General features: G+C 20.4%; 17 protein-coding genes and 2 tRNA genes. 11 read left to right on the top strand and 8 right to left on the bottom strand.

What is annotated here, in order from left to right; genetic code table 11:
- Positions 1-172: 172 nt before the first annotated feature.
- From ppa to rpmG, 3 genes are all read left to right on the top strand, one after another.
- Positions 173-709 carry an inorganic diphosphatase gene (ppa, locus tag M3Y47_RS02015; RefSeq protein ID WP_252839411.1) on the top strand — a complete coding sequence of 179 codons (537 nt, stop codon included), beginning with the start codon at positions 173-175 and terminating at the stop codon, positions 707-709.
- Positions 710-888: 179 nt separating this feature from the next.
- The gene (gene rpmB, locus M3Y47_RS02010) at positions 889-1122 is read left to right on the top strand and encodes a 50S ribosomal protein L28 (protein WP_252839410.1); all 234 of its coding nucleotides are present in this window, start codon (positions 889-891) and stop codon (positions 1120-1122) included.
- Between the two features lie 16 nt (positions 1123-1138).
- Entirely contained in the window at positions 1139-1306 is a 168-nt protein-coding gene (gene rpmG / locus M3Y47_RS02005) for a 50S ribosomal protein L33 (protein ID WP_252839409.1), read from the top strand.
- A 136-nt stretch (positions 1307-1442) separates the two neighbouring features.
- Here the strand turns inward: rpmG and M3Y47_RS02000 are convergent, their stop codons facing one another.
- The 4 genes from M3Y47_RS02000 to M3Y47_RS01985 form a co-directional block, all read right to left on the bottom strand.
- Entirely contained in the window at positions 1443-2201 is a 759-nt protein-coding gene (locus M3Y47_RS02000) for a flagellar biosynthetic protein FliR (RefSeq protein ID WP_252839408.1), read from the bottom strand.
- Between the two features lie 18 nt (positions 2202-2219).
- A complete protein-coding gene (locus M3Y47_RS01995) occupies positions 2220-2483 on the bottom strand; it encodes a flagellar biosynthetic protein FliQ (RefSeq protein ID WP_434475814.1) in 264 nt (87 codons plus the stop codon).
- Between the two features lie 66 nt (positions 2484-2549).
- Positions 2550-3290: a flagellar type III secretion system pore protein FliP gene (fliP, locus tag M3Y47_RS01990; RefSeq protein ID WP_252839406.1), complete on the bottom strand. Its 741-nt coding sequence runs from the start codon at positions 3288-3290 to the stop codon at positions 2550-2552.
- Between the two features lie 441 nt (positions 3291-3731).
- Entirely contained in the window at positions 3732-5156 is a 1425-nt protein-coding gene (locus tag M3Y47_RS01985) for a hypothetical protein (protein WP_252839405.1), read from the bottom strand.
- A gap of 173 nt (positions 5157-5329) precedes the next feature.
- Here M3Y47_RS01985 and M3Y47_RS01980 point away from each other — a divergent pair, with 173 nt between their 5' ends.
- Entirely contained in the window at positions 5330-5641 is a 312-nt protein-coding gene (locus tag M3Y47_RS01980) for a flagellar hook-basal body complex protein FliE (RefSeq protein ID WP_252839404.1), read from the top strand.
- Between the two features lie 116 nt (positions 5642-5757).
- On the opposite strand, the gene gltX is transcribed toward M3Y47_RS01980, so the two are convergent.
- Positions 5758-7170: a glutamate--tRNA ligase gene (gene gltX / locus M3Y47_RS01975; protein ID WP_252839403.1), complete on the bottom strand. Its 1413-nt coding sequence runs from the start codon at positions 7168-7170 to the stop codon at positions 5758-5760.
- A 101-nt stretch (positions 7171-7271) separates the two neighbouring features.
- Between gltX and M3Y47_RS01970 the strand changes: the two genes are divergently transcribed.
- Positions 7272-7344, top strand: a tRNA-Val gene (locus tag M3Y47_RS01970).
- A 12-nt stretch (positions 7345-7356) separates the two neighbouring features.
- Positions 7357-7430, top strand: a tRNA-Lys gene (locus M3Y47_RS01965).
- Here M3Y47_RS01965 and ligA read toward each other — a convergent pair.
- On the bottom strand, positions 7396-9447 hold the full coding sequence (ligA, locus tag M3Y47_RS01960) for an NAD-dependent DNA ligase LigA (RefSeq protein ID WP_252839402.1): 2052 nt from the start codon (positions 9445-9447) through the stop codon (positions 7396-7398). The two genes, M3Y47_RS01965 and ligA, sit on opposite strands and share 35 nt — an antisense overlap.
- Before the next feature lie 302 nt (positions 9448-9749).
- On the opposite strand from ligA, the gene M3Y47_RS01955 reads away from it, so the two are divergent.
- From M3Y47_RS01955 to crr, 3 genes are all read left to right on the top strand, one after another.
- Entirely contained in the window at positions 9750-10007 is a 258-nt protein-coding gene (locus M3Y47_RS01955; protein WP_252839401.1) for an HPr family phosphocarrier protein, read from the top strand.
- A gap of 104 nt (positions 10008-10111) precedes the next feature.
- Entirely contained in the window at positions 10112-11839 is a 1728-nt protein-coding gene (gene ptsI, locus M3Y47_RS01950; RefSeq protein WP_252839400.1) for a phosphoenolpyruvate-protein phosphotransferase PtsI, read from the top strand.
- A 29-nt stretch (positions 11840-11868) separates the two neighbouring features.
- Positions 11869-12375 carry a PTS glucose transporter subunit IIA gene (gene crr, locus M3Y47_RS01945; protein ID WP_252839399.1) on the top strand — a complete coding sequence of 169 codons (507 nt, stop codon included), beginning with the start codon at positions 11869-11871 and terminating at the stop codon, positions 12373-12375.
- A gap of 141 nt (positions 12376-12516) precedes the next feature.
- Here the strand turns inward: crr and M3Y47_RS01940 are convergent, their stop codons facing one another.
- Together M3Y47_RS01940 and tsaD are read right to left on the bottom strand one after the other, a co-directional pair.
- On the bottom strand, positions 12517-13749 hold the full coding sequence (locus M3Y47_RS01940) for a tRNA CCA-pyrophosphorylase (RefSeq protein ID WP_284622297.1): 1233 nt from the start codon (positions 13747-13749) through the stop codon (positions 12517-12519).
- 115 nt (positions 13750-13864) lie between these two features.
- A complete protein-coding gene (gene tsaD, locus M3Y47_RS01935; protein WP_252839397.1) occupies positions 13865-14872 on the bottom strand; it encodes a tRNA (adenosine(37)-N6)-threonylcarbamoyltransferase complex transferase subunit TsaD in 1008 nt (335 codons plus the stop codon).
- 108 nt (positions 14873-14980) lie between these two features.
- Between tsaD and rpsU the strand changes: the two genes are divergently transcribed.
- Together rpsU and dnaG are read left to right on the top strand one after the other, a co-directional pair.
- Positions 14981-15196, top strand: coding sequence for a 30S ribosomal protein S21 (gene rpsU, locus M3Y47_RS01930; protein ID WP_252839396.1), 216 nt, complete (start codon positions 14981-14983; stop codon positions 15194-15196).
- 88 nt (positions 15197-15284) lie between these two features.
- A complete protein-coding gene (gene dnaG, locus M3Y47_RS01925; RefSeq protein WP_252839395.1) occupies positions 15285-17036 on the top strand; it encodes a DNA primase in 1752 nt (583 codons plus the stop codon).
- Positions 17037-17052 lie beyond the last annotated feature (16 nt).

The following is a 17052-nucleotide window of genomic DNA, read 5'->3' as shown; positions in this document are numbered from 1 at the left end:
TATAAAAATTTTCAAAAATATTAAAATCTTCAATATGAACAATTCAAAAAAAAAAAAAAAAAAAAAAAAAAATAAAAAAAAATAAAAGTTCTAAAATTGCTATTATGATATGTAAAACATATAATGTAAAAAAAATTAATCTTTATTTTTATAAAAATTACAAGTATATAATATGAATATAAATAAAATACCATCTGGAAAGAAAATTCCAGAAAAAATATATGTAATCATTGAAATACAAGCTAATTCTTATCCAATAAAATATGAAATAAATAAAAAAAATAATATGCTTTTTGTTGATAGAATTATTCCTACAGCCATGTTTTATCCATGTAATTATGGATTTATTAATAAAACACTCTCTCTTGACGAAGATCCTTTAGATGCTTTGGTAATTACTTCTTACCCTTTACTACCATATTCTGTCATTGAATGCAGACCGATAGGTATGCTGAATATGCAAGACGAATCTGGATTCGATCATAAAATAATATGTGTTCCTACTAATAATGTTTGCAAAAAAAACAAAAAAATTAAAGAAGTAAAAGATCTATCAAAAAATTTATTAAAAAAAATAGAACATTTTTTTGAATGTTATAAAAAACTAGAAAAAGAAAAATGGACAAAAATTATAAAATGGGAAAATGCAAAACATGCAAAAAAAGAAATTTTATTATCCGTAAAGAGATATTCACAAAACACACGATAAATATTACAGAAAATAATTAATATATTATTGATTGAAAAATCAATATATAAAAATTTCTATATTAAAATTTAAAAAAAAAATAAATTAATAATATTTTATTATTTCTATCTATATCAAAGCTGTAAAAAATTTTATATAAAAAAATTTATTTTATGTAAATTTTTTTCAAGGAATAAACCATGCCAAAAATATGTCAAATTACTGGAAAAAAAAGTCTTTTTGGAAATAAAAAATCACATTCTTTAAATACTACTAGAAGAAAATTTAACATTAATTTAAAAACTCATAAATTCTGGATTGCTAAAAAAAAAAAATTTATTAAATTAAAATTATCTACAAGAGCTATTAGAATAATTAATAAAAAAAGTATTGAAAAAGTACTACAAGAAAACAAAATAAAACAATTGAAATAATACAAAAGGAATTCAAATGGCTAAAAAAATACGAGAAAAAATAAAATTAATATCCTCTTTAAATACTGGACATTATTATACAACAACAAAAAATAAAAGAAATACAACAAAAAAATTAGAACTAAAAAAATATGATCCGATTGCAAAAAAAAGAACTATATATAAAGAATATAAAATAAAATAAAATATTTTTGTTCACATAATCATAAAAAAATAATTTTCAAGAAATATTGAAAAATTCAAAAAAATTTTATTCAAATAGTATAAAAATGCTGTAGTATTTTTATACTATATTACTTTCTCAATCAAAAGAAACTCTTTTAAATAAAATCAAAAGTTAATACAAACATTTTATCACAATAAATTTTTAAGAAAGGAATAAAATAATATATTGAAAGATATAATAATAAAATCACTACAATTGAAGTTATAGGAAAAAGAACAGAATATATTAATACCTGAGGAAAAATTTTATTCAAATAGTATATAATTAAATTTATGCATAATAAAATCAAAATAAAAGGAAATATCATTTGTATACCGCTAAAAAAAACTACTTCAAATAATTGAAATCCTGAAAGTATAATACGAGAATAAACAAATTCACAATCAAAAGGAAATATATAAAAACTTTTTACAAGCATCATGATAATCCAAAAATGCCCATTCAATGATAAAAAAATAAAAATAAATAAAATATTGAAAAAACGCGATAAAACTGGAAAATTAGTACGATTTGTATTATCAAAAAAATTAAAAAAAGATAAACCAGTTTGTAAACCAGAAATTTCTCCTGCAATGTGAGTAATAGAAAAAATTAAATTTACACATAATCCAAAAAAAGTACCTACAAAAATTTGTACAAAAAAAACAATTAATCCAGATCGATGTGGAAATAACAAACTACACGATGGAATATAAAAAACGGTAACAAAACTTAATAAAACAGATAAATAAACTTTAATATATAAATTTAAATATTTATTAAAAAAAGGAATACTATAAAAAATAAAAAAAACTCTTATAGAAAGAAAAAAAATTATATTTATTAATACAATTAAATTGTACGAATTTTGCATATAAATTTATTCATATATTTATTCAGCAATAATATATATTATACTTTTAAACAAACTATTTATATATTGAATTAATACATCGATCATCCATGGACCAAAAAAAAATAAAATAATAAAAACAGTAATAATTTTTGGTATAAAAGATAAAGTTTGTTCATTAATTTGCGTAGCTGCTTGGAGAGTACTTATAATTACTGCAACAAAAAAAACAGAAAACAATAAAGGGCATGATAGTAAAAATAAAATTTTTATTGCATCCAAAAAAACATTCTTCATAAACATTTTATGTGAAAATACCTTTATCTTTAAAATCCTATCAAAAAAATATTTTTTTTTTCGTTTAATTTTTTATGTACGAAAACTATATACTAATGATTCCATCAGTAATTGCCAACCATTCGACATAACAAAAATAATTAATTTTAAAGGCAAAGAAATTGTCGAAGGAGGAACCATCATCATTCCTAAAGACATAAGAACACTCGAAACTAATAAGTCAATAATTAAAAAAGGAATAAAAATAGTTACTCCAATTTTAAATGCTGTTTTTATTTCATTCATAATAAAAGAAGGTATCAAAACACGGACTGGAACATCTTTAATATCTTTAATTGAATTTATATGCGCAAGTTTTGAAAAAAATAATAAATCTTTTTTATGCATTTGTTTTAACATAAAAACTCTTAATGGACACCAACTTCTCTGACATGCAACATCAAAAGTAATTTTTTTTTGTACATAAGGAACATAAGCTTTAGAATAAATTTTTTTAAAAACAGGTTCCATAATAAAAAAAGTTAAAAATAAAGATAAACTAATTAAAATATGATTAGAAGGAAGATATGGAGTTCCCATTGCGTTTCTTAATATTCCAAAAACTATTATAATTCTCGTAAAACATGTCATTGCTAACAGAAAAAATGGAAAACATGTTAATAAAAAAACAATGATAAAAGTTTTTATAGAAACAGTATTTTCAAATAAAAATGCATTATCTTTCCAGAAATTATTTATTACATCTAGATTATTTGCATAAGCTTGAGAAGGAAAAAAGCATAAAAATAAAAATAAAAAACTACGAAATATCATTATATTATTCTCAAAAATTTATTTTTTTAAAATACAGATAAATTATATTAAACAAGATATAATTTTTAAATTATTTTATTTTAAAAGTTATAAAAAACTTTTATTTTTATATTGAATAAAATATTTAATTTTAAAAATTAAAAATATTTATTTTCTTATTTTTTTTTTTATTCTTAATATATTTATCTAGCATTTAAATGCTATCAAATAATTGATTTCTTTACATAATGAAATCAATTATTTTGTAATCTTTAAAAATTTCAGAATTTTAATTATCCTATTATATTTTATATAATTTTATAGAAATTCATAAAAAAAACATTTCTTTCAAAAAATAAAATAATATCCTTTTTTATTTTATTTAATATCTATAAATTAACTTGAAAGTAATAAAATTAAAAATCATTTATTTATATAAATTTTTTAAAGAAAATTAGATTTTTATTTTTCTTTCATATTTTTATTTTGATAATATTGTGTAAAATCATGTATAACTTCTACTTTTTTATTATTCTTTATTTTTTGCATAAATTTCTTAAAAGAAACAAAAGAAGTCATAAATAAAACAGCAAAAAAAAACATTAAAAACCAAGGAAATAAAAGTATTTTTTTTTTTAAATATTTATCTTTCTCTACAGGAATATTCTTAAAAATAAACCCATTAGTATTAAAAAATCTACAATGTAGAATATTAAAAGATTCTCTTATAAATCTAGCAAAATTTATACTTTTTTTCATAATAGTATTAATATTTAAAAAACTTTTTAAATCTAAAAAATTATCTTTTTCTTGATACTTTATACTATTATTTCTGACACCAGTAATATGTAAAAATTGTGTACTTTTAATTTTTTCTTTTAAGACATCATATATTTGACAGCGCAAAGAACGAGTATGTATAACATTTTTTTTATTAGAACCTTGTAGTAACTGTATATTAAAATTATTATTTTTAAAAAAATTTACATTATTTTTTTTTAAATTAAAAAATTCTTTTTTGTTTAAACCCTTTATATTATAAACTGATCTTAATTTTTCTTCAATAAAAAAATAACACTCTGTAGGCATTTTATTACATGCATTTAGAATATCTAAATCACATTTTTTTTTTTCTATCAAGTGACTTTTATTACATTGATGAAAATCTATATGTTGAAATTTTGGATTATTTTGAAAAATCTTATCATCTCCATTATAAACATCACAATACTGATTCACAATAGTAATATTTTCTTTTTTTAAATTGAAAATACTATTTGATAATAAACAAATTATTGAATAATATAAATGAATATTTGATTGAATACTTTTGTCAATTGTAATAAAAACAGCTGCAGAAGAAAAACTATCTTTGTCAAGAAAGGGTGTATTTTTTACACAAACAAGATGAACACGCGCACTTTGAACAGCATGAAACTTTTCTATAGTACGAGAAAGTTCTCCTTCTAACGCTCGCTGATAATTTATTTCTTCAAGAAAAGAACTAGAACCAAATTTTTCTTGATCTAATAACTCAAATCCTGGAAGATTTTCATTATTTAAATGCATATCATTCAGATGAGCATAAAATACATCTATTTTATCTGAAGGAATAGACAAAAAATCATACTGAAATGAATATTTATATGGAATCTTTAAACTCTTTAATTGTTTAAAAACTTTTTGAACATTATACCTTTCAGATAAATTCTTATATACAATAATATAGTTCGATCTTTTTACTAAAAAAAAAGAAAAAGAAAAAATAATTACACTCAAAAATATAAATAAAATAAATATTTTTCTATTTTTTGTAAAATAAAAAAAAATATTTTTATATAATTGTTTAATCTTTGAATTTTCATGATCTATAGAATTATTTTTCATGATTTTTAAATAACCTAAGTCAAAATATATTATAGAATTAATTGTGTATAAACAATTATTATAATAAAATATTTAAAATAAATTGAAATATCAATTTTAAAATTTATATTTTTTAATGTATCCATGTTATAATTATTATATTAATACAAAAATTTTTATTTTTAAAGGAATATATGTATATAAATAAATATCATTATATTTTTAATATAAAGAATAATTATTTAAAAAATCAATTCATTCAAAATGAAAAAATAAATTGTAATAAATTTTCTGAATATATAAAAAAATCGTTAAAAAATGAAATGAATACATTTACTTTCATTACAAATGAAATGAATAATTTTAGTATTAATCAAAAAAACAAAAATTGTATAAAAAATATAATAGATACTTGTCAAAAATCTCATATTTCTTTAAGAAATTTAGAAAAAATCGAAGATACACTAATTTCTACGTATCATGAAATAATGAATATACAAATATAAAAAAATTGACAATCTTGTACTATAAGTATATTTTTAGTACAAGATTTTTTTAAAAAAAGTATTATTTTCTAATAAATTTTATATACAACTTATAAAAAAAAATTTATAAAATTACACTATAAAAAAAATTCATTATAAATATTTAAAAAATTTTTTAACCTAGATAAAGATTTTTCTTTTCCTAAAAAAAACATAACCTTATTTATTCCAATAGAATTAGATTTTCCAACTAAAGCAACTCTCATAGGATAAATAATATCCTTTATTAATACATTAAATCTAATTGATAATTTCTTTATAATTTGAAAAATTTCTTGCATATTCCAATTAGAAAGACCTAAAAACTCTTTATAAGATTGTCGTAAAATTTTTAAAGATTGCAAATTAAAATAATTATTTAAATATTTTTTATCATATTCTATAAAAATATCTTTATAAAAAAAAGATACTTCATGAAATAAATCAAGAATTGTTGAAACACGTGAAGAAAAAACTGAAATTACATCTGATAAACGAGGACCTTGTGTAAAATCTATATTTTTTTTTTTAAAAATTTTTATTATGAGATTGGTAATTTTACTTTTTTTCAAAGAATTTATATAATATTTATTAATCCAAAGTAATTTTTTACCATCAAACACACTAGAAGATTTAGTCATCGATTTAAAATTAAATAAATCAATCATTTCCTTCAAACTAAAAATTTCTTTGTTTCCTCGTGACCAACCCAAACGAACAATATAATTTAAAATTGCTTCAGGTAAATACCCTAATTTTTTATATTTCAATACACTTAATAAATTATTTCTTTTAGAAAGATTTTTTTTATTACTATTTAAAATCATAGATAAATGCGCATAATTTGGTATTTTTGCTCCTAAAGCATTCAAAATATTTATTTGACGTGGAGTATTATTAATATGATCTTCTCCTCTTATGACATGAGTAATTTCTGAGTCCATATCATCAATAACTACACAAAAATTATATGTAGGAATTCCATTTTCGCGCTGAATAATTAAATCATCTAATTCTATATTTTTTACAACAATTTTCCCTCTAATCATATCATGAAAAGTAACTTCACCAGATAAGGGATTTTTAAATCTAACAACATATTTTTGTAAAGTATGAAGATTTTTTTTTAAATTTCTACATGCTCCATTATATTTTGTTTTAATTCCTCGCAAAGATTGTATTTTTTTTACATAATTTAACTGATCATTTCCACAATAACATTTATATGCCAAATCTTGAGATAACATAAAATTAATAATTTCTTGATAACGATGTATCTTTTTACTCTGAAAATAAGGACCTTCATTCCAATTTAATTTTAACCATTTTAATGTATCAATAATATTTTTAGAAAATTTTTTACAAGATCTTGATGTATCTGTATCTTCAATGCGTAATATAAAAACTCCATTATTTTGTTTAGCATATAACCATGAGTATAAAGCAGTCCTAATATTTCCAAAATGTAATTCTCCAGATGGACTAGGAGCAAAACGCGTTTTAATTAACATAATTTATTTTATTAATAAATATAATTTTATTTTTCATTAAAAATATTATATAATAAATAAAAAAAATAAAAAATTTAAATAAAATTATTTTTTATTTACAAAGGTGATTAGCTCAGTTGGTAGAGCGCCTCTCTTACACGGAGGATGTCGGCGGTTCGAATCCGTCATTACCTAATTTATTTTAATGGGTCGTTAGCTCAGCTCGGTAGAGCAGTTGACTTTTAATCAATTGGTCGCAGGTTCAAATCCTGCACGACCCAAAAAATTTTTTGGAATTTTTTTCAATAAATCATTTTCATTTATTATTTTTACACCTGAATTTTTAGCGTAATCTAATTTTTTTCCTGGATTTTGACCTCTAATAACTAAATTAACTTTTTTTGAAAAACTATATTGAAGAGTCGCACCTAAATTTTCTAATATCTTAAATAAATTTCTTCTAGTAAAATTTTTTAAAACTCCTGTTATTAAAACTTGTTTATCTAAAAAAAAAGAAGATTTTTTTTCTTTATGAAAATTTTTTTGAGAAAAAAAAATATTAATTTGACAATTTTTCATCAGTTTTTTAATTATCATTTTATTATGATAACTATTTATAAAACGCAAAAAATTTTTTGCTGTAATTTCTCCAATACCATTAATTTTAATAAGATCTTTTTTTCTAGAATTTAAAACATTATTTATACTTTTAAAATGCTTTGCTATTTTTTTAGATGCTATTTCCCCAATACCTAAAATACCAAAAGATAAAATAAATTTTTCTAAAGAAATTGATTGAATTTTTTTAATAGATTTTACAATACTTGTGGCGGTTTTTTCTCCTACATTATTTAAATCATTTAAAGTTTTTATATCTAATTGAAAAAAATCTATCGGATTTTTAAAATTTAATTTATCTACTAATTGATTAATAATATTTGGACCGAGATCCTGTATTTCAAAAGACTTTTTAGAAAAAAAATATATTAAACGTTTTTTAATTTGAGATTTACAAAAAAAATAATTTTTACAAACAGTTTTTCTATTATTTAAATTTTTTAACAAATTTTTACAAGAAGGACATTTTTTAGGAAAAATTACCTGAACGTTTTCTTTTTTAAAACATGTAATTTCTTTACTAATAATTTTCGGTATTACATCTCCAGATCTGCAAACAATAATTTTATCTCCAATATGTAAATTTAAACTTTCTAAAAAATTTTTATTATATAAAGTAGCTTTCTCTATTTTAATTCCAGAAATATAGATCGGAATAAAATGCGCGACAGGAGTCACAATTCCAGTTCTTCCAACATGAAAAGTCACTTTCTTTAAAATAGTTTTTTTTTCTTGATTAGGGAATTTATATGCAATAGCCCAACGCGGTGATCTAGATCTCATTCCAATTTTCTTTCTTAATCTTAAATCATTAACTTTGATAACAATTCCATCTACATCAAATTCCAATAAAGAGCGCTTATTTTGAACTTTCGAATAAAATTTTAAAATCTTTTCATAAGATGATGAAAAAAAAATTTCCGGACTAATACTAAATCCCCATTTTTTAATTTTACAAAGAATATCATAATAACTATTATGTAAAAAAAAATTAAACATCTCAAAACCATGACAAAAAAAAACTAATTTTCTATTAACAAAATTTTTTAAATTTTTTTGACGTAAAGATCCAGAAGCTAAATTTCGAGCACTAGAAAATACATTTTTTTTTAAAAAAATGTTTTTTTTATTTAAATTTTTAAAATCTTTCTTGGAAATTAAGACTTCTCCACGAATTTCCATTAATTTTGGAATAATTTTTGTATTTATTTTTTTAGGTATAGATTTTATTAAAAAAATATTTTTTGTAATATCCTCTCCTTTTACTCCATCTCCTCTTGTAGAAGCTTTTTTTAAAATTCCATTTTCATAAATTAAATTTACAGCAACTCCATCTAATTTTAACTCACAAGTAAAATCTATTAATTGATCTTTTTTCTTATATTTTAAAATTTTTTTATGAAAGGTAAAAAACTCATTTTTTTTAAAAATATTTTCTAACGACAACATAGGTGTTAAATGTCGATTTAACAATAAATTAGAAAAAATTTTTGAACCAACAATTTGCGTAGGAGAATTACTTTTTCTTTCTTTATATTTTTTTTCAAGAAATTTTAATTTATTAAACAAAAAATCATATTCATGATCTGAAATAATGGGATTATCCAAACAAAAATATAAATAATTATGATAAATTAAAGTTTGTTGAAGGAATCTTATTTCTCTTTTTATTTTATTCATTTGAAATTTTATAATTCATACTTAAGAAAATTATATATTATTCTAAAAAAATATATTTTAAAAATTTTTTTAAAAAAATTATCTCTTTTAAAGTTTAAAAATTTTTTATAAATCCATCTCAATTCTAATCTCTACAAAAAATTTTTATTTTTTTGTAAGAATTTCAATATTAATGTTAATATAAAATTTATTCATTTTTAAAATAAATAAAAATTCTACAAATTTTTTTTAAAAATATTTTTTTTAAATAATATAAAAAAATTAAAAAAAAATAAAAATTTTAATCAAGGAAAACCCTAAAAATGGTTGAAAAAAAAATATATATTAATTCACCAAATGGTTTGCACACTAGACCGGCAGCTCAATTAGTGAAAGAAGCAAAAAAATATACTTCTACAATTACAATAACATCCAATGGAAAAAAAGCAAACGCAAAAAGTTTATTTAAATTACAAACATTAGGATTAACTCAAGGAAGTATGATAATTTTATCTGCTGATGGATCAGATGAACAAGAAGCTATTAAAAAATTATCTACTCTAATTAAACAACTCGTATAAATACTCATTTATTAAAAATAAAAATTTTATTTCATTAATTAAATTTTTTGTAATATTTATATATTATTAATCACTAATAATTTATTTTATTCAAAGGTAATGTCATGATTTCAGGAATTCCAGCATCACCAGGCATTGTTTTTGGAAAAGCTCTTCTTTTCAAAGAAAAAAAAATAAAAATTAATTTAAAAAAAATTTCCAAAAAAAATATTAATATAGAAATTAAAAAATTTTTTCAAGCAAGAGAAAAATCAAAAAAACAGTTAAAAGAAATACAACATCAAGCAAAAAAAAAATTTGGAAAAGAAAAAGCATCTATTTTTGATAGTCATATATTAATATTAGAAGACGAAGAACTAGAGAAAGAAATCATTTCTTTAATTAAAAAAAAATTCATAACTTCTGATTATGCAGTAGAAAAAATAGTCCAAGAGCAAATTACATCATTAGAAAAACTTCAAGATGAATATTTAAAAAATAGAGCAATAGATATTCGTGATATAGGAAATAGATTATTAAAAAACCTCCTTAATATACCTATTATTGATTTAAATAATATCCAAAAAAAAATAATCCTTATAACTAAAGATTTAACTCCATCTCAAACCGCACAAATGAATTTTAAAAAAATACTTGGTTTTATCACAGACCTAGGAGGAAAAACTTCTCATACGTCTATTATGGCTAGATCTTTAGAAATACCAGCTATTGTAGGAACTGGAAATATTACAAAAAAAATAAATAATAATGATTATATAATACTTAATAGTATTAATAATGAAATTATTATCAATCCATCAAAAAAACAAATTACACAATTTAAAATAATACAAGAAAAAAACTTTAAAAAACAAAAAAAATTAATTTCTTTAAAAAATATTCAAGCAATTACGAAAGATGGAAAAAAGATAAAAATAGGTGCAAACATAGGAAATTATGCTGATACTATTGGATCAAAAAAATATGGCGCAGAATGTATTGGTCTTTACAGAACAGAATTTTTATTTATGGGTAGAAATAATTTTCCTTCAGAAGAGGAACAATTCCTAGCTTATAAAAAAGTTGCTCAAAAAATGAATGGAAAACATATAATTATTCGAACTATGGACATTGGTGGAGATAAAAATCTTTCATATATGAATTTTCCAAAAGAAGAAAACCCATTTCTTGGATGGAGAGCAATTAGAGTATCTATTGATAAAATTAAAATTTTACATGATCAAATTAAAGCCATTCTCCGCGCCTCTGCATTTGGAAAATTTAAAATAATGTTCCCAATGATTATTTCAATAGAAGAAATTCATTTCTTAAAAAACGAACTACAAAAAATTAAAAAAAAATTAAAAAAAAATAAAATTAATTTTGATGAAAAAATAGAATTAGGAATAATGATAGAAACCCCTTCATCTGCTATAATTTCAAAATATCTTGCAAAAGAAGTTGATTTTTTTAGTATTGGAACTAACGATTTAACACAGTATACATTAGCTGTAGATCGTGGAAATGAAATTATTTCTGATTTATACCAACCCATGAGTCCCGCTGTTTTATATTTAATTAAAAAGGTAATTAAAGAATCACATAAAAAAAATAAATGGACTGGAATCTGCGGAGAATTAGCAAGTAATGAACAAGCTATTTCTTTATTAATAGGAATGGGAATAGATGAACTAAGTATGAGTTCAATTTCTATACCAATTATTAAAAATATTATTCGAAAAATTAGTTTTAAAAAAGCAAAAATATTAGCAAAAAAAGTATTACAAAAATCTACAGTGAGTGAAATTAAAACATTACTTAATAAATTTAATACAGAACATCATTTATTATGAATAATAATAAATAAAAATAGGAGAAAATAATGAGCTTTATTTCAAATTTTTTTAAAAAAAAAGATGCTCATTTAGACAATAAAATAAAAATTTTTGCTCCAATTTCAGGTGATATAATTCCTATTGAAAATGTTCCAGATGTAGTTTTTTCAAAAAAAATAGTAGGAGATGGAATAGCCATTAATCCTACTGGAAATAAAATTGTTGCACCAATAGATGGAAAAATAGGAAAAATTTTTCATACTTTACATGCTTTTTCAATTGAATCTCCTCATGGAATTCAAATTTTTGTACATTTTGGAATCGATACTGTTAAATTAAAAGGCAATGGATTCAAAGCTTTCATAAAAGAAAATCAAAAAATAAAAAAAGGAGAATTAATAATTAAAATAGATTTAGAACTATTAAAAAAAACAGCAAAATCTGTTATTACTCCTGTAGTCATATCAAACATAGACGAAATAAATATTATAAAAAAAAAAACAGGATATATTGTTGCAGGAAAAAATGTAATTATGTATGTCAAAAAAAAATAAAAAAAATATCTAAACGGCGTTTAATCGCCGTTTAAAAATATTTTATAAATAAAAAATTTATAAATATATATTATTCAATTTTCAAATAAATTATTTTATTAAAATATTTTTTTTTAAATATGAAATATCTTTAAACAGAATTTAGATAATTAAAAAAATTCTCAACCTATAAATATCTAATACAAATGTTCTTAATCTAATCAACTCTTGATTAATCCATAATCCTGTAAAACCTTGTTGAATAATAAATTTCACAGAAACAGAATTTAAAATAAAAAAAATTATTTTTAAAAAAATACCAATTTTATTTTTTTTACAATTATTTTTACATTTTGAAAAAAAAATACAAAAATCACTTAAAACTCCAATTTTTAAAATAATAATTGGATTTCTCCAAACATTTATACGATTAAACAATAAAATAATGTTGTAAGAAGATTCAGAAAAAATATTATGTAAAAAAAAATAATTATTTGCTATATGTACCGATAAATTCCTAATAAAAATAGGAACATCTAATCTAGACAACATATTTTTGATTAAAATATCTTTAAAAATATCTTTATATACAAAATTTTTATTTTTTTTAATAAAAAAATTATAATAAACTAAAAATTGACAAAAAAAAGAAAACCTCAAATCTATTTCAAAATTATTTTTTGAAAAAGAAGATAAAGAAAAAAGAAATTGCTCACCTAAATTATAATTTTTAAATAAAAAATAATTAATTTTATATAAATAATCAATTTCAGGGAATAATATAGATAATGCATTACATCTTTTTAGAACAGAAAAATATACATGAGGAGTTTGAGTCACAAGAGCTTTTTTTGTCTCATTCCAAACTCTATGAGAAGTTAAAAAAGAAAGTTCACGATTTTGAACCATTTTTTTCATTAAATACATTGTTTTATTGACTATAATAAACCCTAAATGTGCAAATTTTGCTGAAAACCTAGCTACTCTTAATATCCTTAAAGGATCATCTTGAAAATTTTTAGAAATATGCCTTAATAATCTTAACTTAAGATCCCTAATTCCATTGACAGGATCAATAAAATCTCCATTTTTATCTTGAGCAACAGCATTAATAGTCAAATCTCTTCTTAATAAATCTTGATATAAAGTAATTTTTTTTGAATAACTTGTTTTAAAACCTGTATAACCAAAACCGAATTTTTTTTCTGTTCGTGCTAATGCGTATTCTTCAAATGTTTTAGGATGTAAAAATACAGGAAAATCTTTTCCTACTTGCTTAAATTTTTTTTTAATCAATTCTTTAGGAGTAGATCCTACAACAACCCAATCCCTATCTTTTATAGGTAAATTTAACAAAAAATCTCTTACAGCACCTCCAACTAAATAAACTTTCATATACCATCCTGACAAATTATCTTTCAAGAATATAATATATCTTCATAAAAATAAAAAATAGTGTATGTAAAAAAAATTAATTCAAAATTCTTAAATTTTTTTAGAATAAAAAAAATTAATTATATATTTTTAATTTTGGATTCACTTTAATTTTACGATGAGAATAAACTTTATTTAACTGAAAATTTAACATACCTAAATATGCTATCATAGCTGCATTATCTGTGCAAAATTTAGGATTAACAAAAAAAACTTTTCCATAACATGAAGAAACCATTTTTTTAAGTTTTTTTCTTAATAAATTATTAACACTAACTCCTCCAGCAACAACCAAACGAACTAATTTAGTTTTTTTTAAAGCTAATTTTGCTTTAAAAACTAACACATCGGTTATAGATTCTTCAAAAGCATTAGAAACATCTGCTACAAACTGAAAATCTAGAATAGATCTTTGATTAATAAAATTTATTACTGAAGTTTTTAAACCAGAAAAACTAAAATTTAAATTAAACTCATTTAACATAGGTCTAGGAAAAATATATTTTCTAGACACTCCAAATTTTGAAATTTTCGAAATCTCAGGACCTCCCGGATAATTTAAATGTAAATTTTTTGCTATTTTGTCAAAAACTTCGCCTGCACTATCATCTAAAGATTTTCCTAAAATACTATATTTTCCAAATTTATGAGCATAAATTAATTCAGTATGTTTACCAGAAACTAACATTCCTATAAATGGAAATATTGGACATTCCCTCCCCATCATAACAGAAATTAAATGCGCTTCCATATGATTTACCAAAACATTAGGAATATTTAAAGAATACGCTAAAGATGCTCCAAAAGTAGCTCCAACTAACAATGATCCTATTAATCCAGGACCATAAGTATAAGCCACAGCATCAATTTTTTTAAAATTTATCTCTCGATTTTGCAAAATTTTATTGGTTAAATTTACAATATTTAATGTATGTTCTCTAGCAGCTATTTCAGGAACAATACCACCATATTTATTATGTATTAATGATTGATGTAATGTTTTATTAAAAATTAATCCATCCTTTGCATCATATATCGCAATTCCTGTATCATCACATGAAGTTTCAATACCTAAAATTTTCATATTATCTTCAAGTATTATGTAAATAATATTTATTATACCTGATTTCAAATGATAAATTTGATAAACTACTTAAATCAATAAAAATAAAACAAAAAAATAAGGAAAAACATGCCAATAATTAAAGTACGTGAAAATGAACCATTTGATGTTGCTTTAAGAAGATTTAAAAGATCTTGTGAAAAAGCTGGAATATTATCTGAAATACGTAGAAGAGAATCTTATGAAAAACCGACTACAGCAAGAAAAAGAGCAAAAGCAGCAGCAATCAAAAGATTATCAAAAAAACTCTGTAGAGAAAATTTAACTAGAAAACGTATGTATTAAAAAAAATTTACCTACATAATAAAACCCGTTCATATTTCTAATACGAACGGTAATTCATTTTATTCTTTTTAAAAATTATTTGAAACATATGACTCAAAAAATTTCAAAAACATTTATTACTGAAGTATTGTTAAAAACAAATATTATCGATCTAATTAAATCTAAACTAGATTTAAAAAAAAAAGGTAAAAACTATCAATCAAAATGTCCTTTTCATGAAGAAAAAACTCCTTCTTTTATTGTAAATCATGAAAAGCAAATTTATCATTGTTTTGGATGTAATGCACATGGAAATGCAATCGATTTTTTAATGAATTATGATGGATTAACATTTATGGAATGTATAGAAGAATTATCGATGTTAAATAATATATCTATACCATATACCAAGAATAATGATAAATTTTATCAAAAATATGAACAAAAAAAAAAATTATATAATTTAATGGCCGATATATCAAACATATATTGGAAAAATTTAAAGAATAAAAAATCTAAAAAAAAAATAGATTATATTAAAAAACGAGGAATAAAAAAAAAAATATTCAATTTATTTTTATTAGGTTATTCAAATTCATTAACAACAAAAAAAATATTAAATATATCTAAAAATTATACTATTCAAGATTTCATTCAAACAGGAGTTATAAACATAAATTATTCTGGAAAAAAATATGATAGATTTTATAAAAGAATTATATTTCCTATCAGAAATCAACATGGGAAAATAAATGGTTTTGGTGGAAGATTGATCAAAGAAAATGAAAAATTTCCAAAATATATAAATTCTCCAGAAACAAAAATATTTCATAAAAAAAAACAAATATATGGAATATATGAATTAAAAAAAAAAAATAATTTGAAATATTTAATTGTCGTAGAAGGTTACTTTGATGTAATTCTTTTAAAGCAATGGAAAATAAATAATGTAATTTCAATATTAGGAACATCTTGTACAGTAGAACATTTAAAAAAAATGTTTAATATGACTAAAACTATTATATTTTGTTATGATGGAGATCAAGCAGGAAGACAAGCATCATGGCAAACTTTGATAAAATCTCTACCGTATTTAGATGGAAAAAAATCTTTAAAATTTATATTTCTTCCTAAAAATGAAGATCCAGATTCAATTATCAAAAAAGAAGGAAAAAAATCTTTCAAAAAAAGAATAAAAAATGCAATATATATGTCAGAATACTTTTTTCAAAAAATTTTAAAAAAATATGATATAAAAACAGTAGAAGGAAAAAAAAATTTTTTTTATGATGCAATATCTTTAATAAAAAAGATACCAAATCTAACTTATCAATTTTTTTTATATAAATCATTAAGAGAAAAAATTGGAATATTTAATCATCATAATTTAAAAAAAATTATTGAAAAAAAAAATACATATAAAAAAAAAAAATATAGTTTAATGAGAATTTTAGTTAGTTTAATTATACAAAATCCTCAACTTCATCAATTAAATATTAATTTTTCAAAAATTTCTAAAATTAAAAACAAAGGAATAAAGATATTCTCAAAAATAATTAAAATATGTAAAAAAAAAAAAATATTAAATACAGGAATTTTGTTAGAAGAATATAGAAATAACAAAAAATATTATATTATAAAATATTTATCTAATTGGAAAAATCTAATTTCCCAAAATAAAATAAAAAAAACATTTCTCGAAATAATTAATTTTCTATATATTCAGAAATTAAAAAAAAAAATTAAAAAATTACTTTCTAAAGAAAAAAATAAAAAACTTACAAAAAAAGATAAAATAAAAATTTGGATCCTAAAAAAAAAAATACTTCAAAAAGAAAAAACTTTAAAAAAAAACTTTTAAAATTATAAATAAATAA

The organism is Buchnera aphidicola (Sipha maydis), from assembly GCF_024029855.1.
Taxonomy (GTDB): domain Bacteria; phylum Pseudomonadota; class Gammaproteobacteria; order Enterobacterales; family Enterobacteriaceae; genus Buchnera_J; species Buchnera_J aphidicola_BI.
The sequence above is the reverse complement of the archived record's forward strand: the minus strand, read 5'-3'. Positions and strand labels throughout refer to the sequence as shown.

Excerpts from the sequence above, each read along its gene's own strand:
- gltX (WP_252839403.1), bottom strand. The coding sequence starts at position 7,170 with ATGTTAATTAAAACGCGTTTTGCTCCTAGTCCATCTGGAGAATTACAT.
- ligA (WP_252839402.1), bottom strand. The coding sequence starts at position 9,447 with ATGAATAAAATAAAAAGAGAAATAAGATTCCTTCAACAAACTTTAATT.
- M3Y47_RS02000 (WP_252839408.1), bottom strand. The coding sequence starts at position 2,201 with ATGCAAAATTCGTACAATTTAATTGTATTAATAAATATAATTTTTTTT.
- M3Y47_RS01980 (WP_252839404.1), top strand. The coding sequence starts at position 5,330 with ATGTATATAAATAAATATCATTATATTTTTAATATAAAGAATAATTAT.
- fliP (WP_252839406.1), bottom strand. The coding sequence starts at position 3,290 with ATGATATTTCGTAGTTTTTTATTTTTATTTTTATGCTTTTTTCCTTCT.
- M3Y47_RS01985 (WP_252839405.1), bottom strand. The coding sequence starts at position 5,156 with ATGAAAAATAATTCTATAGATCATGAAAATTCAAAGATTAAACAATTA.
- M3Y47_RS01995 (WP_434475814.1), bottom strand. The coding sequence starts at position 2,483 with ATGTTTATGAAGAATGTTTTTTTGGATGCAATAAAAATTTTATTTTTA.
- tsaD (WP_252839397.1), bottom strand. The coding sequence starts at position 14,872 with ATGAAAATTTTAGGTATTGAAACTTCATGTGATGATACAGGAATTGCG.
- dnaG (WP_252839395.1), top strand. The coding sequence starts at position 15,285 with ATGACTCAAAAAATTTCAAAAACATTTATTACTGAAGTATTGTTAAAA.
- ppa (WP_252839411.1), top strand. The coding sequence starts at position 173 with ATGAATATAAATAAAATACCATCTGGAAAGAAAATTCCAGAAAAAATA.
- rpmB (WP_252839410.1), top strand. The coding sequence starts at position 889 with ATGCCAAAAATATGTCAAATTACTGGAAAAAAAAGTCTTTTTGGAAAT.
- rpmG (WP_252839409.1), top strand. The coding sequence starts at position 1,139 with ATGGCTAAAAAAATACGAGAAAAAATAAAATTAATATCCTCTTTAAAT.
- ptsI (WP_252839400.1), top strand. The coding sequence starts at position 10,112 with ATGATTTCAGGAATTCCAGCATCACCAGGCATTGTTTTTGGAAAAGCT.
- crr (WP_252839399.1), top strand. The coding sequence starts at position 11,869 with ATGAGCTTTATTTCAAATTTTTTTAAAAAAAAAGATGCTCATTTAGAC.
- M3Y47_RS01940 (WP_284622297.1), bottom strand. The coding sequence starts at position 13,749 with ATGAAAGTTTATTTAGTTGGAGGTGCTGTAAGAGATTTTTTGTTAAAT.
- rpsU (WP_252839396.1), top strand. The coding sequence starts at position 14,981 with ATGCCAATAATTAAAGTACGTGAAAATGAACCATTTGATGTTGCTTTA.
- M3Y47_RS01955 (WP_252839401.1), top strand. The coding sequence starts at position 9,750 with ATGGTTGAAAAAAAAATATATATTAATTCACCAAATGGTTTGCACACT.